The 18,846-nt window shown below is 70.5% G+C and carries 21 protein-coding genes; 16 read left to right on the top strand and 5 right to left on the bottom strand.

What is annotated here, in order from left to right; translation table 11 throughout:
* Positions 1-9: 9 nt before the first annotated feature.
* A complete protein-coding gene (locus tag IM787_RS13660) occupies positions 10-1,017 on the bottom strand; it encodes a zinc-binding alcohol dehydrogenase family protein (protein ID WP_193677240.1) in 1,008 nt (335 codons plus the stop codon).
* Positions 1,018-1,122: 105 nt separating this feature from the next.
* Here IM787_RS13660 and IM787_RS13655 point away from each other — a divergent pair, with 105 nt between their 5' ends.
* Positions 1,123-2,028: a LysR family transcriptional regulator gene (locus IM787_RS13655; protein ID WP_193677856.1), complete on the top strand. Its 906-nt coding sequence runs from the start codon at positions 1,123-1,125 to the stop codon at positions 2,026-2,028.
* A 19-nt stretch (positions 2,029-2,047) separates the two neighbouring features.
* Here the strand turns inward: IM787_RS13655 and pmbA are convergent, their stop codons facing one another.
* Entirely contained in the window at positions 2,048-3,424 is a 1,377-nt protein-coding gene (pmbA, locus tag IM787_RS13650; protein WP_193677239.1) for a metalloprotease PmbA, read from the bottom strand.
* Positions 3,425-3,491: 67 nt separating this feature from the next.
* On the opposite strand from pmbA, the gene yjgA reads away from it, so the two are divergent.
* Positions 3,492-4,112, top strand: coding sequence for a ribosome biogenesis factor YjgA (gene yjgA, locus IM787_RS13645; protein ID WP_193677238.1), 621 nt, complete (start codon positions 3,492-3,494; stop codon positions 4,110-4,112).
* Positions 4,105-4,689 (top strand): molybdopterin adenylyltransferase, encoded by a 585-nt coding sequence (gene mog, locus IM787_RS13640; protein WP_193677237.1) that lies wholly within the window; start codon positions 4,105-4,107, stop codon positions 4,687-4,689. Before yjgA ends, mog begins: the two co-directional genes overlap by 8 nt.
* On the opposite strand, the gene cysE is transcribed toward mog, so the two are convergent.
* Entirely contained in the window at positions 4,690-5,463 is a 774-nt protein-coding gene (cysE, locus tag IM787_RS13635) for a serine O-acetyltransferase (protein WP_193677236.1), read from the bottom strand.
* Between the two features lie 28 nt (positions 5,464-5,491).
* Positions 5,492-6,214 carry an RNA methyltransferase gene (locus IM787_RS13630; RefSeq protein ID WP_193677235.1) on the bottom strand — a complete coding sequence of 241 codons (723 nt, stop codon included), beginning with the start codon at positions 6,212-6,214 and terminating at the stop codon, positions 5,492-5,494.
* A gap of 156 nt (positions 6,215-6,370) precedes the next feature.
* On the opposite strand from IM787_RS13630, the gene IM787_RS13625 reads away from it, so the two are divergent.
* The 10 genes from IM787_RS13625 (at position 6,371) to IM787_RS13580 (ending at position 16,868) form a co-directional block, all read left to right on the top strand.
* Positions 6,371-7,282 (top strand): inositol monophosphatase family protein, encoded by a 912-nt coding sequence (locus IM787_RS13625; RefSeq protein ID WP_193677234.1) that lies wholly within the window; start codon positions 6,371-6,373, stop codon positions 7,280-7,282.
* Between the two features lie 10 nt (positions 7,283-7,292).
* Positions 7,293-8,357 carry a mechanosensitive ion channel family protein gene (locus IM787_RS13620; RefSeq protein WP_193677233.1) on the top strand — a complete coding sequence of 355 codons (1,065 nt, stop codon included), beginning with the start codon at positions 7,293-7,295 and terminating at the stop codon, positions 8,355-8,357.
* A 63-nt stretch (positions 8,358-8,420) separates the two neighbouring features.
* Positions 8,421-8,810 (top strand): hypothetical protein, encoded by a 390-nt coding sequence (locus tag IM787_RS13615; RefSeq protein WP_193677232.1) that lies wholly within the window; start codon positions 8,421-8,423, stop codon positions 8,808-8,810.
* A gap of 92 nt (positions 8,811-8,902) precedes the next feature.
* Positions 8,903-10,060 carry a hypothetical protein gene (locus tag IM787_RS13610; RefSeq protein ID WP_193677231.1) on the top strand — a complete coding sequence of 386 codons (1,158 nt, stop codon included), beginning with the start codon at positions 8,903-8,905 and terminating at the stop codon, positions 10,058-10,060.
* Positions 10,061-10,073: 13 nt separating this feature from the next.
* Positions 10,074-10,967, top strand: a complete 894-nt coding sequence (locus tag IM787_RS13605) for a metal ABC transporter substrate-binding protein (RefSeq protein WP_354004411.1) — start codon at positions 10,074-10,076, stop codon at positions 10,965-10,967.
* Positions 10,968-10,971: 4 nt separating this feature from the next.
* On the top strand, positions 10,972-11,712 hold the full coding sequence (locus IM787_RS13600; protein WP_193677229.1) for a metal ABC transporter permease: 741 nt from the start codon (positions 10,972-10,974) through the stop codon (positions 11,710-11,712).
* Positions 11,713-11,752: 40 nt separating this feature from the next.
* Entirely contained in the window at positions 11,753-14,356 is a 2,604-nt protein-coding gene (gene mutS / locus IM787_RS13595; RefSeq protein ID WP_193677228.1) for a DNA mismatch repair protein MutS, read from the top strand.
* Entirely contained in the window at positions 14,353-15,183 is an 831-nt protein-coding gene (locus IM787_RS13590; protein WP_193677227.1) for a proteasome-type protease, read from the top strand. Before mutS ends, IM787_RS13590 begins: the two co-directional genes overlap by 4 nt.
* Entirely contained in the window at positions 15,183-15,986 is an 804-nt protein-coding gene (locus tag IM787_RS13585; RefSeq protein ID WP_193677226.1) for an alpha/beta fold hydrolase, read from the top strand. Before IM787_RS13590 ends, IM787_RS13585 begins: the two co-directional genes overlap by 1 nt.
* Before the next feature lie 87 nt (positions 15,987-16,073).
* On the top strand, positions 16,074-16,868 hold the full coding sequence (locus IM787_RS13580) for an esterase/lipase family protein (RefSeq protein WP_193677225.1): 795 nt from the start codon (positions 16,074-16,076) through the stop codon (positions 16,866-16,868).
* On the opposite strand, the gene IM787_RS13575 is transcribed toward IM787_RS13580, so the two are convergent.
* Positions 16,816-17,643, bottom strand: coding sequence for an undecaprenyl-diphosphate phosphatase (locus IM787_RS13575; RefSeq protein ID WP_193677224.1), 828 nt, complete (start codon positions 17,641-17,643; stop codon positions 16,816-16,818). The two genes, IM787_RS13580 and IM787_RS13575, sit on opposite strands and share 53 nt — an antisense overlap.
* A gap of 172 nt (positions 17,644-17,815) precedes the next feature.
* On the opposite strand from IM787_RS13575, the gene IM787_RS13570 reads away from it, so the two are divergent.
* The 3 genes from IM787_RS13570 to IM787_RS13560 all read left to right on the top strand — a co-directional run bounded on the left by IM787_RS13570 (position 17,816) and on the right by IM787_RS13560 (position 18,844).
* Positions 17,816-17,965, top strand: coding sequence for a hypothetical protein (locus IM787_RS13570; RefSeq protein WP_193677223.1), 150 nt, complete (start codon positions 17,816-17,818; stop codon positions 17,963-17,965).
* Between the two features lie 135 nt (positions 17,966-18,100).
* Positions 18,101-18,526 carry a DUF2306 domain-containing protein gene (locus IM787_RS13565; RefSeq protein ID WP_193677222.1) on the top strand — a complete coding sequence of 142 codons (426 nt, stop codon included), beginning with the start codon at positions 18,101-18,103 and terminating at the stop codon, positions 18,524-18,526.
* A gap of 33 nt (positions 18,527-18,559) precedes the next feature.
* Positions 18,560-18,844, top strand: coding sequence for a 2TM domain-containing protein (locus IM787_RS13560; RefSeq protein ID WP_193677221.1), 285 nt, complete (start codon positions 18,560-18,562; stop codon positions 18,842-18,844).
* Positions 18,845-18,846 lie beyond the last annotated feature (2 nt).

Raw genomic sequence — 18,846 nt, 5'->3', positions numbered from 1 at the left:
CCGCCGCCTTCAGAACCCTTCCAGCACCACCTTGCCGCGGGCGCGATGGCTTTCGACGAAGCCGTGCGCCCGCCGCAGGTTGGCGGCGTTCACCGTGCCGAAGTGCTCGCTGGCCGTGGTGCGCACGACGCCTTCGTCCACCAGGGCCGCCACGCGCTCGAGCACTTCGTGCTGCCGGACCATGTCCGGCGTCTCGTACAGGGACCGCGTGAACATCATCTCCCAGTGCAGCGACAGGCTCTTGGACTTGAGCGCCCTGGCGTCGAGCGACTGCGGATCGTCGATCAGCGCCAGCCGACCCTGCGGCCGCAACGCCTCGACGAGCTGGGCGAAGTGCGCATCGGTGTGCGTGAGGCTCGCGGCCAGGTCGACGGACGCCAGCCCTGCGGCGCGCAGTTCCGCGGCCAGCGGCCGGCCGTGATCGACGACGTGGTGGGCACCGAGCGCCCGCACCCATTCCGCCGTCTCCGGCCGTGACGCCGAGCCGATCACGGTGAGCTTCGTGAGCCGCCGCGCGTACTGCGTCAGCATCGAACCCACGCCACCGGCGGCGCCGACGATCAGCAGGCTCTGGCCCTCGCCACCACCTTCCGGCACGCCGAGGCGGTCGAACAGCAGCTCCCACGCCGTGATCGACGTCAACGGCAGCGCCGCGGCATCCGACGGCGACAGCGAGCGGGGGCGATGGCCCACGATGCGCTCGTCCACCAGCTGGAGTTCGCTGTTGCTGCCGGGACGGCGGATGTCCCCGGCATAGAAGACGGCGTCGCCCGGCCGGAACAGCGTCACGCCGGAACCGACCGCCTCGACCACGCCGGCGGCGTCCCACCCGAGGACGCGGGGCTCCTGCACCGGGCTGCTGCCGCGCACCTTGGTGTCCACCGGATTCACCGACACTGCCTGCACGCGCACCAGCAGGTCGCGGGGACCCGGCGTCGGCGCGGGGAGCTCGAGGTCGAACAGGGCTTCGGGATGGCTGCTGGGCAGGCCGTGGCGGGCGTACACGATGGCTTTCATGGCGGCTTCCTCTCTCTTGGGGTTGGAACAGGCCTGCATGGTGGGCTGCGGCGTTCCATTGAAAAAGCCGGAAAATCGGGAAGCACTTTCATTGGATTCGTGAAGATGATCCGTCTCGACGACCTGGGCCTGTTCGTCCGTTCCGCCGCGCTGGGTGGCTTTTCCGGCGCGGCTCGCGAAGCCGACCTGCTGCCCGGCCAGGTCAGCGCCGCCATCCAGCGCCTGGAGCGCGCGCTCGACGTGCGGCTGTTCGCGCGGTCCACCCGCAGCCTGCGCCTGACCGCGGAGGGCGAGCGCTACCTGCCCTACGCCCAGGAGGCGCTGCAGGCGCTGCGCGACGGCCATGAAAGGCTGCGGTCCATGCCCGGCGGTGCGCTCAACGGCATGCTGCAGATCGCGGCGCCCTCCGACTTCGGGCGCAACGTGCTGCTGCCCTGGCTGGCCGCCTTCCGCCGCCGCCACCCGGCGCTGCAACTGCGGCTGGTGTTCTCCGACCAGGTGAGCGACGTCTTCCGCGAGCCGGTGGACGTCGCCTTCCGCTACAGCCCCAGCACCCACGCCAGCTTCATCGCGCTGCCGCTGGCGCCGGCCAACCGGCGCGTGCTGGTCGCCTCGCCGGGCTACCTGGCGCGCCGCGGCACGCCGGCGAGCGTGGACCAGCTGGCGCAGCACGACTGCCTGCCCTGGACGCGCGGGGAGCGCGCGCACGACCAGTGGACCTTCGTGGAAGACGGGCACCGGCGGCAGGTGCGGGTGCGCGGATCGCTGCAGGCGGGGGACGGCGACGTCGCGCGCCGTCTGGCGCTCGAAGGGGATGGCATCGCTTACAAGTCCTGGCTCGACGTGCGCGACGACGTGCTGGCCGGGCGGCTGGTCCGGCTGCTGCCGCAGGTGCAGGGCGAGCCGGCGCCGCTGCACCTCGTGTGCCCGCACCGCAAGCAGTTCTCGCCCGCCGTCCAGCAGCTGCATGCATGGGTGCGGGAGCGCTGCGACGCGCTCGCGGCGGACTGATGCGCGGCCCGTCGGCCGATTACGAGCCGGCGACCTTCATCCGCGGGACCAGGATCGACCCCACCGTCTTGGCGCCGTAGTTGTAGACGTCGGCGCCGACGGCCTCGATCGACATGAACATGTCGCGCAGGTTGCCGGCGATGGTGATCTCCTGCACGGGGAACGCGATCTCGCCGTTCTCCACCCAGAAACCGCTCGCGCCGCGCGAGTAGTCGCCCGTCACGTAGTTCACGCCCTGCCCCATCAGCTCGATGACGAACAGCCCCGTGCCCAGCTTCTTCAGCATCTGCACCAGGTCGTCGCCCGGCTGCGTGCGGCGCGAGGTGAGCGACAGGTTGTGCGAGCCGCCGGCGTTGCCGGTGGTCTTCATGCCCAGCTTGCGCGCGGAATAGCTGCTGAGGAAATAGCCCTCGACCCGCCCGGCATCGACCACCTTGCGCGCGCGGGTGCGCACGCCTTCCTCGTCGAAAGCGGCGCTGCCCTTGCCGCGGCGCACGAACGGGTCTTCCAGCACGTCGATGTGGTCCGGGAAGACCTGCTTGCCCAGCGCATCGAGCAGGAAGGTGCTCTTGCGGTACAGCGCGCCGCCGCTGGTGGCCTGCACGTAGCCGCCCAGCAGGCCGGCGGCCAGCGGGGACTCGAACAGCACCGGGCACTCCCGCGTGGGGATCTTGCGCGACTTCAGGCGCGCCAGCGCGCGCTCGGCGGCATAGCGGCCGATGGATTCCGGCGAGGCCAGCTCGGAGGCCGAGCGCATGGAGCTGTACCACGCGTCACGCTGCATGTCGTCGCCGCGGCCGGCGATGGGCGCGACGGAGATCGAGTGGCGCGAACTGGCGTAGCCGCCGCGGAAGCCATGCGTGTGGGCGCTGAAGAAGTGGCTCTGTTGCGCCGACACGCCGGCGCCTTCGCTGTTGGTGATGCGCGCGTCGGTGGCGAAGGCCGCGCGCTCGCAGCGGATCGCCAGCTCCGCCGCCTGTTCGCTGGTGACGTCCCAGGGATGGAAGAGGTCGAGGTCGGGCTGCGCATCCGGCGGTGCGATGTCGTCGGGCTCGGGCAGGCCCGCCACGGGGTCCTGCGCGGTGAAGCGGGCGATGTCGTAGGCGGCCTGGACCGTGCGCTCGATCGCCGGGCGCGAGAAGTCGGACGTGCTCGCATTGCCGCGCCGCGCGCCGACGTAGACCGTGACGCCCAGCGACTTGTCGCGGTTGCGCTCGACCGTCTCCAGTTCGCCCTTGCGCACGGACACGCTCAGGCCGCAGCCTTCGGACGCTTCCGCGCCCGCGTCGGTGGCGCCCAGGGTGCGGGCATGGGCCAGGGCGAAGTCCACCAGTTCCTCGAAATCGGCACGGCTGTAGCTGAAACCGGATGGCGCTCGCGCGGGGGCTTTGTTCATGGCGGGCTATGATACTTGCGCAACACGGCACGCCACGGCCGCGCTTCCCTTCGGCTCCACTCCCCCCATGTCCCGCAAACCCAAAAAAGGCTACTTCGTCAAAGGCCACTTCGTCGCCGAAGGCAGCGAGCTCGATCTCGAACTGCGCGCGGAACAGACGGGTGGCGAGCCGAGCCGGACCGAGCTGAAGAAGGAAAGCCTGGAACTGCAGAAGGTCGGCGAAGCGCTGCTCACGCTGCGCGCCGACCTGCTGGAACGCCTGGAGCTGCCGGAGTCGCTGCTGACCGCCCTCGACCAGCTGCGCCGCATCACGAACTTCGAAGGCAGGCGCCGGCAATTGCAGTACGTCGGCAAGCTGATGCGCCAGCTCGAGCCGGAGGCGCTGCAATTCGTCCGGGACGCGCTGGAGGAACAACGCAGCGGTTCGGCGCAGCAGACGCTGGCGCTGCACGCGGCGGAGAAATGGCGCGACGACCTGATCGCCGACGACGAGGCCGTGCACGCGTGGCTGCAGGCGCACCCCGCAACCGACTCGCAGCAGCTGCGCGCGCTGGTCCGCCAGGCGCGCAAGGACGGCGCGCCGAGCGCGGACGAAGTCTCGCGCGGGCAGGCACCGCGCCGCGGCCGGGCCTATCGCGAGATCTTCCAGATGGTGCGCGACCAGCTGGAGCAGGAAGAACATGAGTGAGCACGACCCCGTCACCATCGGCATCGTCTCCGTCAGCGACCGCGCCTCGACCGGCGTCTACGAGGACAAGGGCCTGCCCGCGCTGAAGGACTGGCTCGGGCGCGCGCTGAAGAACCCGCTGACCTTCCACGAACGCCTGATCCCCGACGAGCAGGAGCGCATCAGCGCGACGCTGGTCGAACTGGTCGATGCCGGCTGCGCGCTGGTGCTCACCACCGGCGGCACCGGCCCGGCGAAGCGCGACGTCACGCCGGAGGCGACGCTCGCCATCGCCGACAAGGAGATGCCGGGCTTCGGCGAGCAGATGCGGCAGATCAGCCTGCGCTTCGTGCCCACCGCCATCCTGTCGCGCCAGGTGGCGGTGATCCGCGCCAACACGCTGGTGATCAATCTGCCCGGGCAGCCGAAGTCGATCCAGGAAACGCTGGAAGGCCTGAAGGAAGACGGCAGGCAGGTCGTGCCGGGCATCTTCGCCGCGGTGCCCTACTGCATCGACCTGATCGGCGGGCCGTACCTCGAAACGAACGACGAGGTCTGCAAGGCGTTCCGCCCGAAGAACGCGGTGCGGGTGAAGTAGCTACTTCCCCACCAGCTGCGTCAGCTTCTCCTTCTCGAACTGCTCGGTGACCTGCGCGTCCAGCGGCACGCAGTCCCCGGCCTGCCGTTGCGACGAGAGCTTCTCGATCGCCTGCCAGAGCAGCGCGATCTGGTGCTCCTGCGCCGAGGCGTTGTCGATCAGCCCCTTCATCGCCTGCGACAGCGGGTCGTCGCTCGCCGTGATGCCGTAGGCGGAGAAGCCCATCTTCGCCGCCGCTTCCTCGCGGCGGGCGGTGTCTTCGGCCTGGATGATGCGCGCGGGGATGCCCACCGCCGTGGCGCCGGGGGGCACGGGCTTGATCACGACGGCATTGCTGCCGACCTTGGCATCGTCGCCGACCGTGAAGCCGCCCAGCACCTTCGCGCCCGCGCTGACCACGACGTTCCGGCCCAGCGTGGGGTGCCGCTTCTCGCCCTTGTACAGCGAGGTGCCGCCCAGCGTCACGCCCTGGTAGATGGTGCAGCCGTCGCCCACTTCGGCGGTCTCGCCGATGACGACGCCCATGCCGTGGTCGATGAACACGCCCCGGCCGATGACGGCGCCGGGGTGGATCTCGATGCCGGTCATCCAGCGCGCGAACTGCGAGAGGAAGCGTGCGAGCCAGCGCAGTTCGCGCTGCCACAGCCAGTGCGCGCCCCGGTGCAGCACGATCGCATGCAGTCCCGGGTAACACGTGAGCACCTCCCACTTGCTGCGCGCGGCAGGGTCGCGGTCGAGGATGCACTGGATGTCGGAACGCAGGCGGCTGAACATGAGGTTCTTTGCTTCTGTCCGGAGGAGTCTAAGGCTTTGCCTTTTTCGCTGCTTCGGCCATGGCCTTGGCAACACCGCGCAGGATGTGGATTTCCTCGGTGGTCGGTTGCGCCCGGTTGAACATCTGGTTCAGGCGCGGCATCAGCTTCTTGGGGGCCGCGGGGTCCAGGAAGCCGATCGCGACCAGCGCCTCCTCCCAGTGCCGCAGCATCCCCGCCACGGCGGCCGCGTCGGCGACCGGCGCAGCGGCGACGGACGGCGCCCCGAAGCCGCCCAGCGCGATGCGCCATTCGTAAGCGATCACCTGGATCGCCGCGGCCAGGTTCAGCGAACCGTAGTCCGGGGACACCGGGATGCGCAGCGCCGCATGGCAGCGGTACACGTCCTCGTTGCGCATGCCATAGCGCTCGGACCCGAACAGGAAGGCGACGCCGTGGCCCTGCGCCGCGACCGGCCCCAGGTGCTCGCGCGGCGTGTACGTCGGCGGACCGAAGTCGCGCGGGGTCATCACGGTGGCGCAGACATGCGTCATGCCGTCCAGCGCCTCTTCCAGGGTGTCGACGGCGCGGGCCTTGCGCAGCACGTCGACGGCGCCGCTGGCGCGTTCGACGGTCTCGTCGCGCTCCAGCACGTCGTCCCAGCGCGGCTGCACCAGCACGAGATCGTCGAACCCCATCACCTTCAGGGCGCGCGCGGCCGCACCGACGTTGCCGGCGTGGCTGGGTTGGATCAGGACGAAGCGGGTGGCCATGGCACCGATTGTCGGGTACGTGGTTGGACGTAGGACGCGCCCGGGAGTCCCTCGCCGCGCGCGGCCGACACCCCCGCCGCTAAAATGGGGCCAACGTGGCAGTCCGCATCGGCGGCCTGTCTTCCGCCGCACCCGGCGAGGCTCTTCGCACAACCCATGTCGTCCAACCAGCACCCCATGCTCAACGTGGCCGTCAAGGCCGCCCGCGCCGCCGGCGCGATCATCAACCGCGCCGCCCTCGACGTCGAGGCGGTCCGCATCTCGCAGAAGCAGACCAACGACTTCGTGACCGAGATCGACCACGCGGCCGAGAACGCGATCATCGAGACGCTGCTGACCGCCTATCCCGACCACGGCATCTGGGCCGAGGAGTCCGGCCGCGAGCACGGCAAGGCCAGCTCCGACCACGTGTGGGTGATCGACCCTCTGGACGGCACCACCAACTTCATCCACGGCTTCCCGGTCTACTGCGTCAGCATCGCGCTGCTGGTGCGCGGCCGCGTGGAGCAGGCGGTGATCTACGACCCCACCCGCAACGACCTCTTCACCGCCACCCGCGGCCGCGGCGCGTACCTGAACGACCGCCGCCTGCGTGTGAGCAAGCGCACGCAGCTGAAGGAGTCGCTGGTCTCCACCGGCTTCCCCTTCCGCCCGGGCGACAACTTCAACATCTACCTGCGCATGATGTCGGACGTCATGAAGCGCACGGCCGGCCTGCGCCGGCCCGGTGCCGCGGCCCTTGATCTCGCCTACGTCGCCGCCGGCTACACCGAAGGTTTCTTCGAAACCGGCCTGTCGCCGTGGGACGTCGCCGCGGGCTCGCTGCTGGTGACCGAAGCCGGCGGCCTGATCGGCAACTTCACCGGCGAAGCCGACTTCCTGGAACAGCGCGAGTGCGTGGCCGGCAACCCGAAGGTCTACGGCCAGCTGGTCGCGATCCTCGGCAAGTACAGCAAGTTCGCCAGCGCCGGCGAGAAGGCCGACCTGCGGCAGAACACGCCGAACCTGGTCGAGCCCTCCCTGCAGCCGGGCACGCAGATCGACGACGGGCCCGTTTCGGACGACTGACCCCGCGCGCATGCTGCCCCTGCTCCAGGGCCATCCGTGGATGGCCGCCCTGCTGGCGGCGCTCGCGGCAGCGCTCGTCGCCCTCGCCCTCCACCACGCGGCACGCGCCGTGCTGCGCCGCGTGCTGGTCCGCGAGCACGCGCAGGTGCTCAGTGCGATGCTGGAGCGCACCCAGCGCGCCGCGGGCTTCGCCGCGCCGCTGCTCGCGATGCAGCTGGTGTGGGCCGCGGCGCCGGACACGCTGGATTCCATCGGCGCGGTGCGGCACGTCAACGGCGTGCTCCTGATCATCGCGCTCACCGCCTTCCTCATGGGGCTGATCGGCGGCATCGCCGACGGCCTGATCGCGCGCCACCCCTCGAACGTCGAGGACAACCTGCACGCGCGGCGGGTGGAGACGCAGACCCGCGTACTCTCGCGCAGCGCGCAGACGCTGGTCCTGATCGGCGGCGCGGCGATGGTGCTCATGACCTTCCCGGGCATGCGCCAGCTGGGCGCCAGCCTGCTGGCGTCCGCGGGCTTGCTGGGCATCATCGCCGGCCTGGCGGCGCGGCCGGTGTTCAGCAACCTGATCTCCGGCCTGCAGATCGCGCTCTCGCAACCGATCCGCATCGACGACGTGCTGATCGTTCAGGGCGAGTGGGGCCGGGTCGAGGAGATCACCGGCACCTACGTCGTGCTGAAGATCTGGGACGAGCGCCGGCTGATCATCCCGCTGCAGTGGTTCATCGAGAACCCGTTCGAGAACTGGACGCGCACCGGCTCGAACCTGCTGGGCACCGTGTTTCTCTACCTGGACTACACCGCGCCACTCGACGCGATCCGTGCGGAAGCGAAGCGCATCGTCGAGGCCGCGCCGGAATGGGACGGTCGCGTGTTCAACGTGCAGGTGACGGACGCCAGCGAGCGGGCCATGCAGGTGCGCGTCCTGGTGTCGGCGAACAACTCGGGCAAGGCGTTCGACCTGCGCTGCAAGGTGCGCGAGGGCGTCCTCGCGTTCCTCGCGCGCGAGCACCCGCAGAGCCTGCCGGTGGTCCGGGCCCCGGCCCCGGCGGCGGCGGCCGAACCCGCGTAGCCGACGTCCGCGAACGCTCCGCGGCACGCGAGGCCTGCTAAGCTTCGTGCCCCGAGTCCGAACATGCCTGCCCTGTCCGCCCCGCCCAGCACCCCGCGCCGCATCGCCGTCGCCATGCTGCTGCTCGTGCTGGTGCTGGCGCAGACGCTCGGCTGGGTGCACCGCAGCCTGCACGGCTCGGCGACGGAGGGCTGGCGCCACGGCTCGCCCCTGCTCACGGCGGTAGCCGCCGAAAGCAGCGCCGCCGCCGCCGTGCAGGACCTCTTCAGCACCCACGCCGACACTTCCGACTGCCGGCTGTTCGACGTCCTGGGGCAGCCCGGCTGCGCCCCGGCGCCGCTGGTCGCGCTGCCGGCGCTCGTCCCGGCGACCTTCATCGTCCTCACGCACGCGGAGTTCGTCGCCCGCTGGGCCGCGCTTTTCGACGCCCGCGGCCCGCCCGCCTCTCGCTGACCCGTTCCCGGCCCCTGTCCCGCCGCCGCGGGCAGGACCTCCGTCCCCTTTCAGCGAGTTTCCTCATGCAGACCTTCCGGGTCCTTCCGTGCATGGCGACGGCCATCCGCCGCGCCGCGTGCACCGTTTTCCTTTCCTCGGCCGCCACCGCGGCCTTCGCGCAACCCGCCGCCACCGGCTGGCAGGCGGGCGCCGTGCTCGACCTCTCCGCCAGTTCGCGCGAACTGGCGCTCGGCAGCCGTGACAAGGGCCTCGGCCTTGGCCACAGCGACGTCAGCGTGCGCGGCCCGCTGGGCACGCACCTCGAGGCGCAGGGCACCGCCGCCGCCCACACCGACGAGCGCAAGCTCGAGGTCGAGCTGGAGGAGGCGTGGATCCAGACGCGCACCCTGCCGGCCGGACTGCAACTGCGCGCCGGCCGTTTCTCTTCGCAGATCGGCTACCTCAACGAACAGCATCCGCACAGCGACGACTTCATCCAGCGCCCCTTGCTATACCGCGCCTTCCTGGGCAACCACTGGTTCGACGACGGCCTGCGCGTGAACTGGACGGCGCCCACCGACTTCTACCTGCGCCTGGGCCTGGAGGTGTTCCGCGGCAAGCAGCTGGTGCGCGAGGCCGCGTCGTCCCGCCGTCCGGGCGCCGTCGTGCTCTCCAGCCGCATCGGCGGGGACCTGGGCCGCAGCCAGAGCTGGCAGGCGGGACTCTCCCTGCTGCACAACCGCCGCGAAGCCGCGGTGGAAGCGCACGAGGAAGGCGAAGAGGAAGAAGAACACGAAGAGCACGGGGCGGAGCACGAAGAGCATGCGCACGCCCACGGCGCCGCCTTCAGCGGCCGCCGGATGTGGCTGGCGGAGCTGGCGTGGAAATGGGCGCCGGAGGGCAACAACCGCCGGCAGCAGGTGCGCGTGAGCCTGGAGCACGCGCGCGTGACGCGCCTGAACCGCTTCGCCACCAGCTCCGACCAGCATCACGCCACCTACCTCAGTGCCGTCTGGCGCTTCGCGCCGGAGTGGGAGGTGGGGGTGCGGCACGACCTGCTGCGCGTGCGCCAGCCGCACGAGGACCACTTCGACGATGGCCGACTGCGCGAGACCGCGCTGATGCTGGCCTACAAGCCTTCGCACCGCCAGACCGTGCGCGTGCAGTTCACCCACCAGCGCGATCGCGGCGGCTTCGAGGCCGCGACGCACGCGGTGCAACTCCAGTACATCCTCAATTTCGGCGCCCATGCATCCCACTCCTTCTGAACGCGGCGCACGCGTGCTCCGCACCGCCCTGGCCGCCTTCGCCCTCTGGGGCGCCGGTGCCGCGCAGGCCCTCACCGTCTTCACCTGCGAGCCCGAATGGGCCGCGCTGGTGCGGCAGCTCGCGCCGTCGGCCGACGTGCGCAGCGCCACGCACGCGCGACAGGACCCGCACCACATCGAGGCCCGTCCCAGCCTCATCGCGCAACTGCGCAAGGCCGACCTCGCCGTGTGCACCGGCGCGGCCCTGGAAGCCGGCTGGCTGCCGATGCTGCAGCAGCGCGCCGGCAACCCGAAGGTCCAGGACGGCGCGCCCGGCATGGTGTATGCGGCCGACCACGTGAAGCTGATCGACCCGCGCCCGGCGGGCGGGGTCTTCGACGGCGACGTCCATGCGGCGGGCAACCCGCACGTGCAGCTCGACCCGCGGCGCATGGCCGACATGGCGGCCGCCATCGCCCAGCGGCTGGAGCAGGTGGACCCGTCGGGGGCCGCCGGCTACCGCTCGCGCCTGGCGGCCTTCCAGGCCGACTGGCAGGGACGCATCGCGCAATGGGAACGGCGCGCCGCACCGCTGCGCGGCACGCGCGTGGTGGCGCAGCACAGCACCTTCGCGTACCTCTGGCGCTGGGTGGGCATGGAGCAGGTCGCCGACCTCGAACCCAAGCCCGGCGTACCGCCGACGCCCGGCCACCTGCAGAAAGTGCTGGAGCAGGTGCGCAGCGCACCGCCGCGCGCGGTGGTCGTCTCGGCGTACCAGGACCCGCGCGGCGCGCAATGGCTGGCGCAGCAGCTCGGGGCCGGCGTGACGGTGCTGCAGCTGCCGTCCACCGTCACCGAGGAGGCGCCGGCGGAGACGCTCGCCGGCCTCTACGACCACCTGCTGGACCGCCTGCTGGCCGGCCGCTGACGCCGTGTCCGACTTCGCCTGGCTCGCCGCGCCCACCGCCGCCCTGCTGGCGGCCTGCCTGCTGCTGGTGCCGCTGGGCGCGCAGGTGCTCGCCCGCGGCGTGGTCTTCATCGACCTCGCCGTGGCGCAGGTGGCGGCCTGCGGCGTGCTCGGCGCGGGCATGCTGCTGCACGATGCGCAGCCGGCCCACGCGATGGCCGCGGCGGCCGTCTCGGCGCTGGCGGGAGGCGGGCTGGTGTGGTGGCTCGCGCGCCAGTGGCCGCAGCAGCGGGAAGCGCTGATCGGCCTCGTCTACGTGATGGCGGCCAGCGCCTCGGTGGTCGCCGTCGCCTTCGATCCGCACGGACGCGAACGGCTCACCGCGCTGCTCGCCGCGGACGTCCTGTGGGCGCCCTGGTCGTCGGTGCTGCTGCTGGCGATCGGCGCCGCGGTGATGGTCGCCCTGCTCGTGCTGCGGCGCGGACTGCTGCAGCGCGATGCCGTCTTCTATCCGCTGTTCGCGCTGGCCCTCAGCGTGGTCGTGCAGGCGCTGGGCCTGTACCTGGTGTTCGCGTTGCTGATCGGGCCGGCGCTGTGGACGCGCCGCGGCTGGCCACTGGCGCGCTCCATTGGCCTGGCGGTCGTGGCCTGCCTGGCGGGACTGGGGCTGTCGTGGGCGCTGGACTGGCCGAGCGGCGCCTGTGTGGCGTTGGCGCTGAGCGGGCTGGGACTTCTGAGCGCCTGGGGCGTCCGCGCGCACGCCTGACGCAGGGCCCGCGAGGCCCGGCGGGGATAATCCCCCCGGAATGAGCCAGAACCCCGCCCAGACGCCCGACCTGAGCAAGCACACGCCGATGATGGCCCAGTACCTGGCCATCAAGGCTGAGCATCCGTCCACGCTCGTGTTCTACCGCATGGGCGATTTCTACGAGCTGTTCTACGACGACGCGGAGAAGGCCGCGCGGCTGCTGGACATCACCCTCACGCGCCGCGGCACGTCCGCCGGCGAGCCCGTGGTCATGGCCGGCGTGCCTTTCCATTCGGTGGAGGGCTACCTGGCCCGCCTGATCCGCAGCGGCGAGTCCGTGGCGATCTGCGAGCAGGTCGGCGAGGTCGGCGCGAGCAAGGGCCCGGTCGAACGCAAGGTGGTCCGCGTCGTCACGCCGGGAACATTGACCGACACCGAGCTGCTCACCGAGAAATCCGAGGCCTTGCTGCTGGCGGTGCACCAGGGCGCGAAGCACCAGGTCGGCCTGGCGTGGCTGAGCGTCACCCAGGGCGCGCTGCACCTGGCGGAATGCGACGCCGACGCCCTGGCCGACTGGATCGCCCGCGTCGGCCCCAGCGAACTGCTGCATTCGGCGGACGTCACGCCGGCGTTCGCGCAGCGGCTGCAGGCGGCCCGCGCGTCGATCCCGGTCACGGCCCGGCCCGAGTGGCAGTTCGAGTCCGGCCTCGGCCAGCGCAAGCTGCTGGAACAGCTGAAGGCCGCGAGCCTTTCGTCCTGGGGCGCGGAGGAACTCGCGCACGCGCATGCCGCCGCCGGCGCGCTGCTCGCCTATGCCGAACACACGCAAGGCCGCGCGCTGTCGCACGTGCAGCAGCTGCTGGTGGTGCGCGACGGCGAACGCATCGAATTGCCTCCAGCCACGCGGCGCAACCTGGAACTGGTGCAGACGCTGCGCGGCGAGGACAGCCCCACCCTCTTCTCCCTGCTGGACACGTGCATGACCGGCATGGGCAGCCGCATGCTCAAGTCCTGGCTGCTGGAACCGATGCGCGACCGCACCGTCGCCAACCTGCGGCTGGATGCGATCACCGGACTGCGCGAAGGCCTGTGGCAGAAGCTGCGCGGCGAACTCAAGGGCGTGAGCGACGTGGAACGCATCACGGCACGCATCGCGCTGCGCCAGGTGCGCCCCCGCGAGCTGGTCGGCCTGGCCCTGGCCCTGGGCAAGTCGCGCCAGCTGGCCGCGCTGCTGCAAGGGCTGCCGGGACTGCTGTCGAACGCCGCGTCCGACCTGCAACCGCCGGCCGGATGCGCGGAGCGGCTGGCCGCGACGCTCAAGGAAGACCCTTCGGCGCTGGTGCGCGACGGCGGCGTGATCGCCCCCGGCCACGATCCGGAGCTGGACGAACTGCGCGCGATCCAGGACAACTGCGACGGCTTCCTGCTGGAGCTGGAAGGCCGCGAACGCGCGCGCAGCGGCATCGGCAACCTGCGCGTGCAGTTCAACCGGGTGCACGGTTTCTACATCGAAGTGTCGCAGGGCCAGCTGGACAAGGTGCCGGCGGACTACCGCCGCCGCCAGACGCTGAAGAATGCCGAGCGCTTCATCACGCCGGAACTCAAGGCCTTCGAGGACAAGGCGCTGTCGGCGCAGGAGCGCGCGCTGGCGCGCGAGAAGTGGCTCTACGAGCACCTGCTCGATGCCTTGCAGGACCACGTGCCGGCGCTCACGCGGCTGGCCCGCGCACTCGCAAGCGTCGACGCCCTGTGCGCGCTCGCCGAACGCTCGCTGAACCTGAACTGGTGTCGGCCGCAGTTCATCCGCGAGCCCGGCATCGAGATCACGCAGGGTCGCCACCCCGTCGTGGAGTCGCGGCTGGCGGAGACGCACGGCGGCGCCTTCATCCCGAACGACACGCGGCTGGGCCCGAAGCAGCGCATGCAGGTGATCACCGGCCCGAACATGGGCGGCAAGTCGACCTACATGCGGCAGGTGGCGCTGGTCTGCCTGCTGGCGGCGATGGGCTCGTACGTGCCGGCGCAGGCCTGCCGGCTCGGCCCGATGGACGCGATCCACACGCGCATCGGCGCCGCCGACGACCTGGCGAACGCGCAATCCACCTTCATGCTGGAGATGACGGAAGCAGCGCAGATCCTGCATGCGGCCACCGCGCAGAGCCTGGTGCTGATGGACGAGATCGGCCGCGGCACCTCCACCTTCGACGGCCTCGCGCTCGCGTCCGGCATCGCTGCGCACCTGCACGACAAGACCCAAGCGTTCACGCTGTTCGCCACCCACTACTTCGAACTGACGGAATTCCCCGCCAAGCACCACTGCGCCGTGAACGTGCACGTGGGTGCCACCGAGTCCGGCGCCGACATCGTCTTCCTGCACGAGATCCAGCCGGGCCCGGCGAGCCGCAGCTACGGCATCCAGGTGGCGAAGCTGGCCGGAATGCCCACCGGCGTGGTGAACCACGCACGGCATGCGCTGGCCGCGCTGGAGAAGCACCAGGAGCAGAGCCGCGAGCAGGTAGACTTGTTCGCACCACCGCCCGCCGCGGAGGCCCGCGCGCCGAGCAAGCTGGAAGCGACGCTCGCCGCCCTCGACCCGGACGCCCTGACGCCGCGCGACGCGCTCGACGCGCTCTACACCCTCAAGAAAATGATCCAGTCATGACCTATTGCGTCGGCATCAAGCTCAATGCGGGGCTCGTGTTCCTCTCCGACTCGCGCACCAACGCAGGCGTGGACAACATCAGCACCTTCCGCAAGATGATCATCTACGAGAAGCCGGGCGACCGCTTCATGGTGCTGCTGACCGCAGGCAACCTGAGCATCTCGCAGTCGGTGCGCGAGCTCCTGCAGGTGGAGCAGCTGAAGGAGCAGGATTCCGACCAGCCCATCACGATCTGGAACGCCAGGAGCATGTTCGACGCGGTGCGGGTGCTGGGCCAGGCCGTGCGGCACGTGTACGAGCGCGACGCCAAGTCGCTGGAGCGCGCCGGGGTGGAGTTCAACGTCAACCTGATCATCGGCGGCCAGATCGCCGGCGAGGGCATGCGCCTGTTCCAGGTGTACTCGGCGGGCAACTTCATCGAGGCGACGCCCGAAACGCCCTACTTCCAGATCGGCGAGTACAAATACGGCAAGCCGGTGCTGGACCGCGTGCTGACGCCCGACACCGACCTGGACGAGGCGGCCAAGTGCGCGCTGGTGTCGATGGATTCGACGATGAAGTCGAACCTGTCGGTGGGCCCGCCGCTGGACCTGGTCGTCTACGAGGCCGACCGGCTCCAGACCGACAAGGTGGTCTGCATCGACATGCAGAACCCCTACTACCGCATGCTGCACCAGAGCTGGGGCCAGAAGCTGCGCGAGGTGTTCGACAGCCTGGAAGACCCGGTCTGGGACGAATCCCACACCGACACGCCGCTGCGCACGCACGCGGGCGGCCGCAGCAAGCCGCTGAAGAAGATCACGCGGCCGGAAGAGAAGCTGATCTAGTGTCCCTGATCGTCTTTTCGCACGCCAACAGCTTTCCCGCCGGCACCTACAACCTGCTGTTCCGGAACCTGCGTTCACGGGGCTTCCTGGTGCGCGCCATCGACAAGTACGGCCACGAGGACGCATACCCGGCCACGAACAACTGGCCGCACCTGGTCCAGCACCTGCACGACTTCACCGCACGCGAGGTCGACAAGGCAGGAGAGCCGGCCTTCCTGGTGGGCCATTCGCTCGGCGGCTTCCTCAGCCTGATGTGCGCCGCGCGCCATCCGCGCCTCGCCCGCGGCGTGCTGCTGCTCGACTCGCCGTTGATCGGGGGCTGGAAGGCGCACGCGCTGCGCGCGGCCAAGCACACGCAGCTGGTCGGGTCGATCTCGCCGGGCGCGGTGAGCCGCAAGCGCAAGAACCGCTGGCCCACGAAGGAGGCGGCGATGGAGCACTTCCGGCACAAGAAGGCGTTCGCGCGCTGGGACCCGCAGGTGCTGGCCGACTACATCACGCACGGCACGCACGACGAGGACGGCGAACGCGTGCTGAGCTTCGACCGCGACATCGAGACCACCATCTACAACACCCTGCCCGACAACCTGGCGGGCATGTTGCAGCGCCATCCCCTCCGTTGCCCGGCGGCCTTCATCGGCGGGCTGCAGTCCGAGGAGATGAAACAGGTGGGCACCGCGCTCACCGGGAAGCTCACGCACGGGCGCATGACGATGCTCGAAGGCAGCCACCTCTTCCCGATGGAGAAGCCGGTGGCGACGGCCGCGGCCGTCGAAGCGTCGCTGCTGGCGCTGCCGGCCTGACGTCCTACCGCGGCGCCGGGAGCGGACTACAAGGCGCTTCCCCGCCAGACCACAGACAGGGACGGGCTGCGGGCCCACAGTGGCGGCATGCCTTCATCGACTGCCCTGGCCTTCCAGGCGCCCTCGCTGGCGCTGCTGGCCACCGAGCCCCTGCGCGCCGCCCTCGACTTCTTCGCCGCCCGGGTCGGCCATCTCGCCCCGGTGCAGGGCGACGGCCATCCCGTCATCGTCTATCCGGGCCTCGGCGCCGGTTCGCTGTCGACCGCCGCGCTGCGCAACCATCTCGCCAGCTGCGCCTTCACCGTGCACGACTGGGACCTGGGCGTGAACCGCGGACCCGAGGGCATGTTCGACGCTTGGTTGCCGGCCCTCGTGGAACGCGTGCGTGCCTTGCATGCCGGCCACGGCCGCAAGGTGAGCCTGGTGGGCTGGAGCCTGGGCGGCATCTACGCCCGCGAGATCGCCCGCTGCTGCCCGGGCAGCGTGCGGCAGGTCGTCACGCTGGGAACGCCCTTCGGCGCGCTGGGTACCGCGAACCATGCGGGCACGGTGTTCCGCTGGCTGGGCGGCGACGCCTCGCAGTTGACGCCCGAGCTGCAGGCCCGCCTGCGCGAGCGCCTGCCGGTGCCCACCACCTCGATCTACAGCGAGAGCGACGGCGTCGTCTGCTGGCGCGGCTGCCTGGAACGCAAGGGGCCGATGGTGGAGAACGTCGCCGTGCAGGCCAGCCATCTGGGCATGCCGACACACCCCGAGGTGCTGCGCATCGTGGCCGACCGGCTGGCGCAGCCGGAAGGCCGCTGGAAGCGCTATCGCGCGCGGCGCCTGCTCACTTCGCCGACCACTGCACCCAGCCGGTCGCGGACGTCACCAGCACGATGATGCCGAAGGCGATGCGGTACCACGCGAACGGCACGAAGCTGTGCGTGGAGATGTAGCGCAGCAGCCAGCGCACGCACAGCCAGGCGCTCGCGAAAGAGAACAGCAGGCCCACGGCGAACATCGGCAGGTCGTCCACCGACAGGTGCTGCCGCTCCTTGACCAGGCTGTACACGCCCGCGCCGATCAGCGTCGGGATGGCCAGGTAGAAGGAAAAGTCGGTTGCCGCCTTGCGCGACAGGCCCAGCAGCATCCCGCCGATGATGGTCGCGCCGCTGCGGCTGGTGCCCGGGATCAGCGCGAAGCACTGCACGAGGCCGAGCTTGAGCGCATCCGTCCAGCGCATCTCCTCCACCTCGTGGATGCGGATGTTCGGGTGCGGCCGCTTCTCGGCCCACAGGATGATGAACGCGCCGACGATGAAGCTGGTGGCGACCACCGCCGGCGTGAACAGGTTGTTCTGGATCATCTTGCCGAAGGCCAGCCCCAGGATCACCGCGGGGAAGAACGCCACCAGCACATTGGCCGCGAAACGCTGCGCCTCGCGCTGCGTCGGCAGCGCCACGATGGTGCTGCGGATCTTCTGCCAGTACACCAGGATCACGGCCAGGATCGCGCCGGTCTGGATGGCGATCTCGAACACCTTGTCGCGCTCGGCATGCAGGCCCAGCAGGTGCCCCGTCAGGATGAGGTGGCCGGTGCTGGAGATGGGCAGGAACTCCGTGAGCCCTTCGACGATGCCCATGATGGCGGCCTTCACCAGCAACACGATGTCCACGCAAGCTCCCCGAACAAAAGGGCGGATTATCCCTGTCGCGGCGGAGCCCGGAGCGGCGCGGGTCTGTAGCTCAGCCACAGCTTCCGTCTGACAGGGCGTGTCGGAAAGCTGCATCCATGGTCGCGCACGGAACCTACAGGGCGCGATCGGGGCGGCGGCAACATCAGCGGTTATGAAAATCCTCGAACTGCTCCACGTGATGGTTGCCCAGTCTTTCTATCGCTGGGCGATGAAAGAGATCAACCCGATGCACCCGGACGTGCCGAAGATCATGCTGCGCCAGCAACAGCTGGCCGAGAAGTACCGCCGCATCTGGGCCTGAGCCCGGTCACCGGCCGCCGCTGACGGCGGCCAGCGCCCGGTTCGCGGCGCGTTTCCCGCATTTCGTCGCACCCGGCTCGCAGCGCGGGGCGGCACCGCGCAAAGTGCGCTCCATCGCAGACACGAGGAGCGCACCATGCAACTCACCCCCGTCATCGCCGTCCACATGACCGCCGCCATCGCGGCGGTGGCCATCGCGGCGGTGGCCATCGGCCCCGTGGCCCTCTGGGCCCGCCGCGGCGCCCGGCCGCGGCCGCGCCTGCACCGCGCTTTCGGCTACGCCTGGGTGACGCTGATGGTGGTCACGGCCACCTCCGCCGTGTTCATCCGCGACTTCGAACTGCCCAACATCGGCGGCTACACGCCGATCCACCTGCTGGTGCCGGCGACCCTCCTGGGCCTGTTCGGCGCCTTCTGGAAGCTCGCCCACCGCGACATCGCCGGTCACCGCCTGGTGATGCGCCACCTGTACTTCTGGGCCTGCATCGTCGCCGGCGCCTTCACCCTGCTGCCGCGCCGCTACCTCGGCCAGCAGGTCTGGGCGCAGCTCGGCCTGCTCTGAACCGATCCCCCGCCCCCACCCAAGGAGAAAGCCATGACCGCACTCGCCGACACCGAACTCGAACGCCTCGCCCGCCGCCGCGCCGGCATGAAGATGGGCTGGTACATCCATGCCGGCGTCTACATCGCCGTCAACCTGATGCTCGCCGCGCTGTCCTACCTGAGCGGACGGCACTGGGCCGTCTTCCCCGCCTTCGGCTGGGGCCTGGGCCTGGCCATCCACGGCGTCGTGGTCTATCTCGTCGCCGGCGGCAGCGCCTACGAAGGCATGGTGGAGCGCGAGCGCCGCCGCCTGCAGGCCAACCCCGAACCGTGGTGAAA

The organism is Ramlibacter pallidus (assembly GCF_015070875.1).
Classification (GTDB): Bacteria; Pseudomonadota; Gammaproteobacteria; order Burkholderiales; family Burkholderiaceae_C; genus Ramlibacter; species Ramlibacter pallidus.
This window is presented reverse-complemented; position numbering and strand designations above follow the sequence as displayed.

Excerpts from the sequence above, each read along its gene's own strand:
- yjgA (WP_193677238.1), top strand. The coding sequence starts at position 3,492 with ATGTCCCGCAAACCCAAAAAAGGCTACTTCGTCAAAGGCCACTTCGTC.
- IM787_RS13560 (WP_193677221.1), top strand. The coding sequence starts at position 18,560 with ATGACCGCACTCGCCGACACCGAACTCGAACGCCTCGCCCGCCGCCGC.
- IM787_RS13580 (WP_193677225.1), top strand. The coding sequence starts at position 16,074 with ATGCCTTCATCGACTGCCCTGGCCTTCCAGGCGCCCTCGCTGGCGCTG.
- IM787_RS13630 (WP_193677235.1), bottom strand. The coding sequence starts at position 6,214 with ATGGCCACCCGCTTCGTCCTGATCCAACCCAGCCACGCCGGCAACGTC.
- IM787_RS13655 (WP_193677856.1), top strand. The coding sequence starts at position 1,123 with ATGATCCGTCTCGACGACCTGGGCCTGTTCGTCCGTTCCGCCGCGCTG.
- pmbA (WP_193677239.1), bottom strand. The coding sequence starts at position 3,424 with ATGAACAAAGCCCCCGCGCGAGCGCCATCCGGTTTCAGCTACAGCCGT.
- IM787_RS13570 (WP_193677223.1), top strand. The coding sequence starts at position 17,816 with ATGAAAATCCTCGAACTGCTCCACGTGATGGTTGCCCAGTCTTTCTAT.
- IM787_RS13565 (WP_193677222.1), top strand. The coding sequence starts at position 18,101 with ATGCAACTCACCCCCGTCATCGCCGTCCACATGACCGCCGCCATCGCG.
- mutS (WP_193677228.1), top strand. The coding sequence starts at position 11,753 with ATGAGCCAGAACCCCGCCCAGACGCCCGACCTGAGCAAGCACACGCCG.
- mog (WP_193677237.1), top strand. The coding sequence starts at position 4,105 with ATGAGTGAGCACGACCCCGTCACCATCGGCATCGTCTCCGTCAGCGAC.
- IM787_RS13610 (WP_193677231.1), top strand. The coding sequence starts at position 8,903 with ATGGCGACGGCCATCCGCCGCGCCGCGTGCACCGTTTTCCTTTCCTCG.
- IM787_RS13615 (WP_193677232.1), top strand. The coding sequence starts at position 8,421 with ATGCCTGCCCTGTCCGCCCCGCCCAGCACCCCGCGCCGCATCGCCGTC.
- IM787_RS13620 (WP_193677233.1), top strand. The coding sequence starts at position 7,293 with ATGCTGCCCCTGCTCCAGGGCCATCCGTGGATGGCCGCCCTGCTGGCG.
- cysE (WP_193677236.1), bottom strand. The coding sequence starts at position 5,463 with ATGTTCAGCCGCCTGCGTTCCGACATCCAGTGCATCCTCGACCGCGAC.
- IM787_RS13660 (WP_193677240.1), bottom strand. The coding sequence starts at position 1,017 with ATGAAAGCCATCGTGTACGCCCGCCACGGCCTGCCCAGCAGCCATCCC.
- IM787_RS13625 (WP_193677234.1), top strand. The coding sequence starts at position 6,371 with ATGTCGTCCAACCAGCACCCCATGCTCAACGTGGCCGTCAAGGCCGCC.
- IM787_RS13590 (WP_193677227.1), top strand. The coding sequence starts at position 14,353 with ATGACCTATTGCGTCGGCATCAAGCTCAATGCGGGGCTCGTGTTCCTC.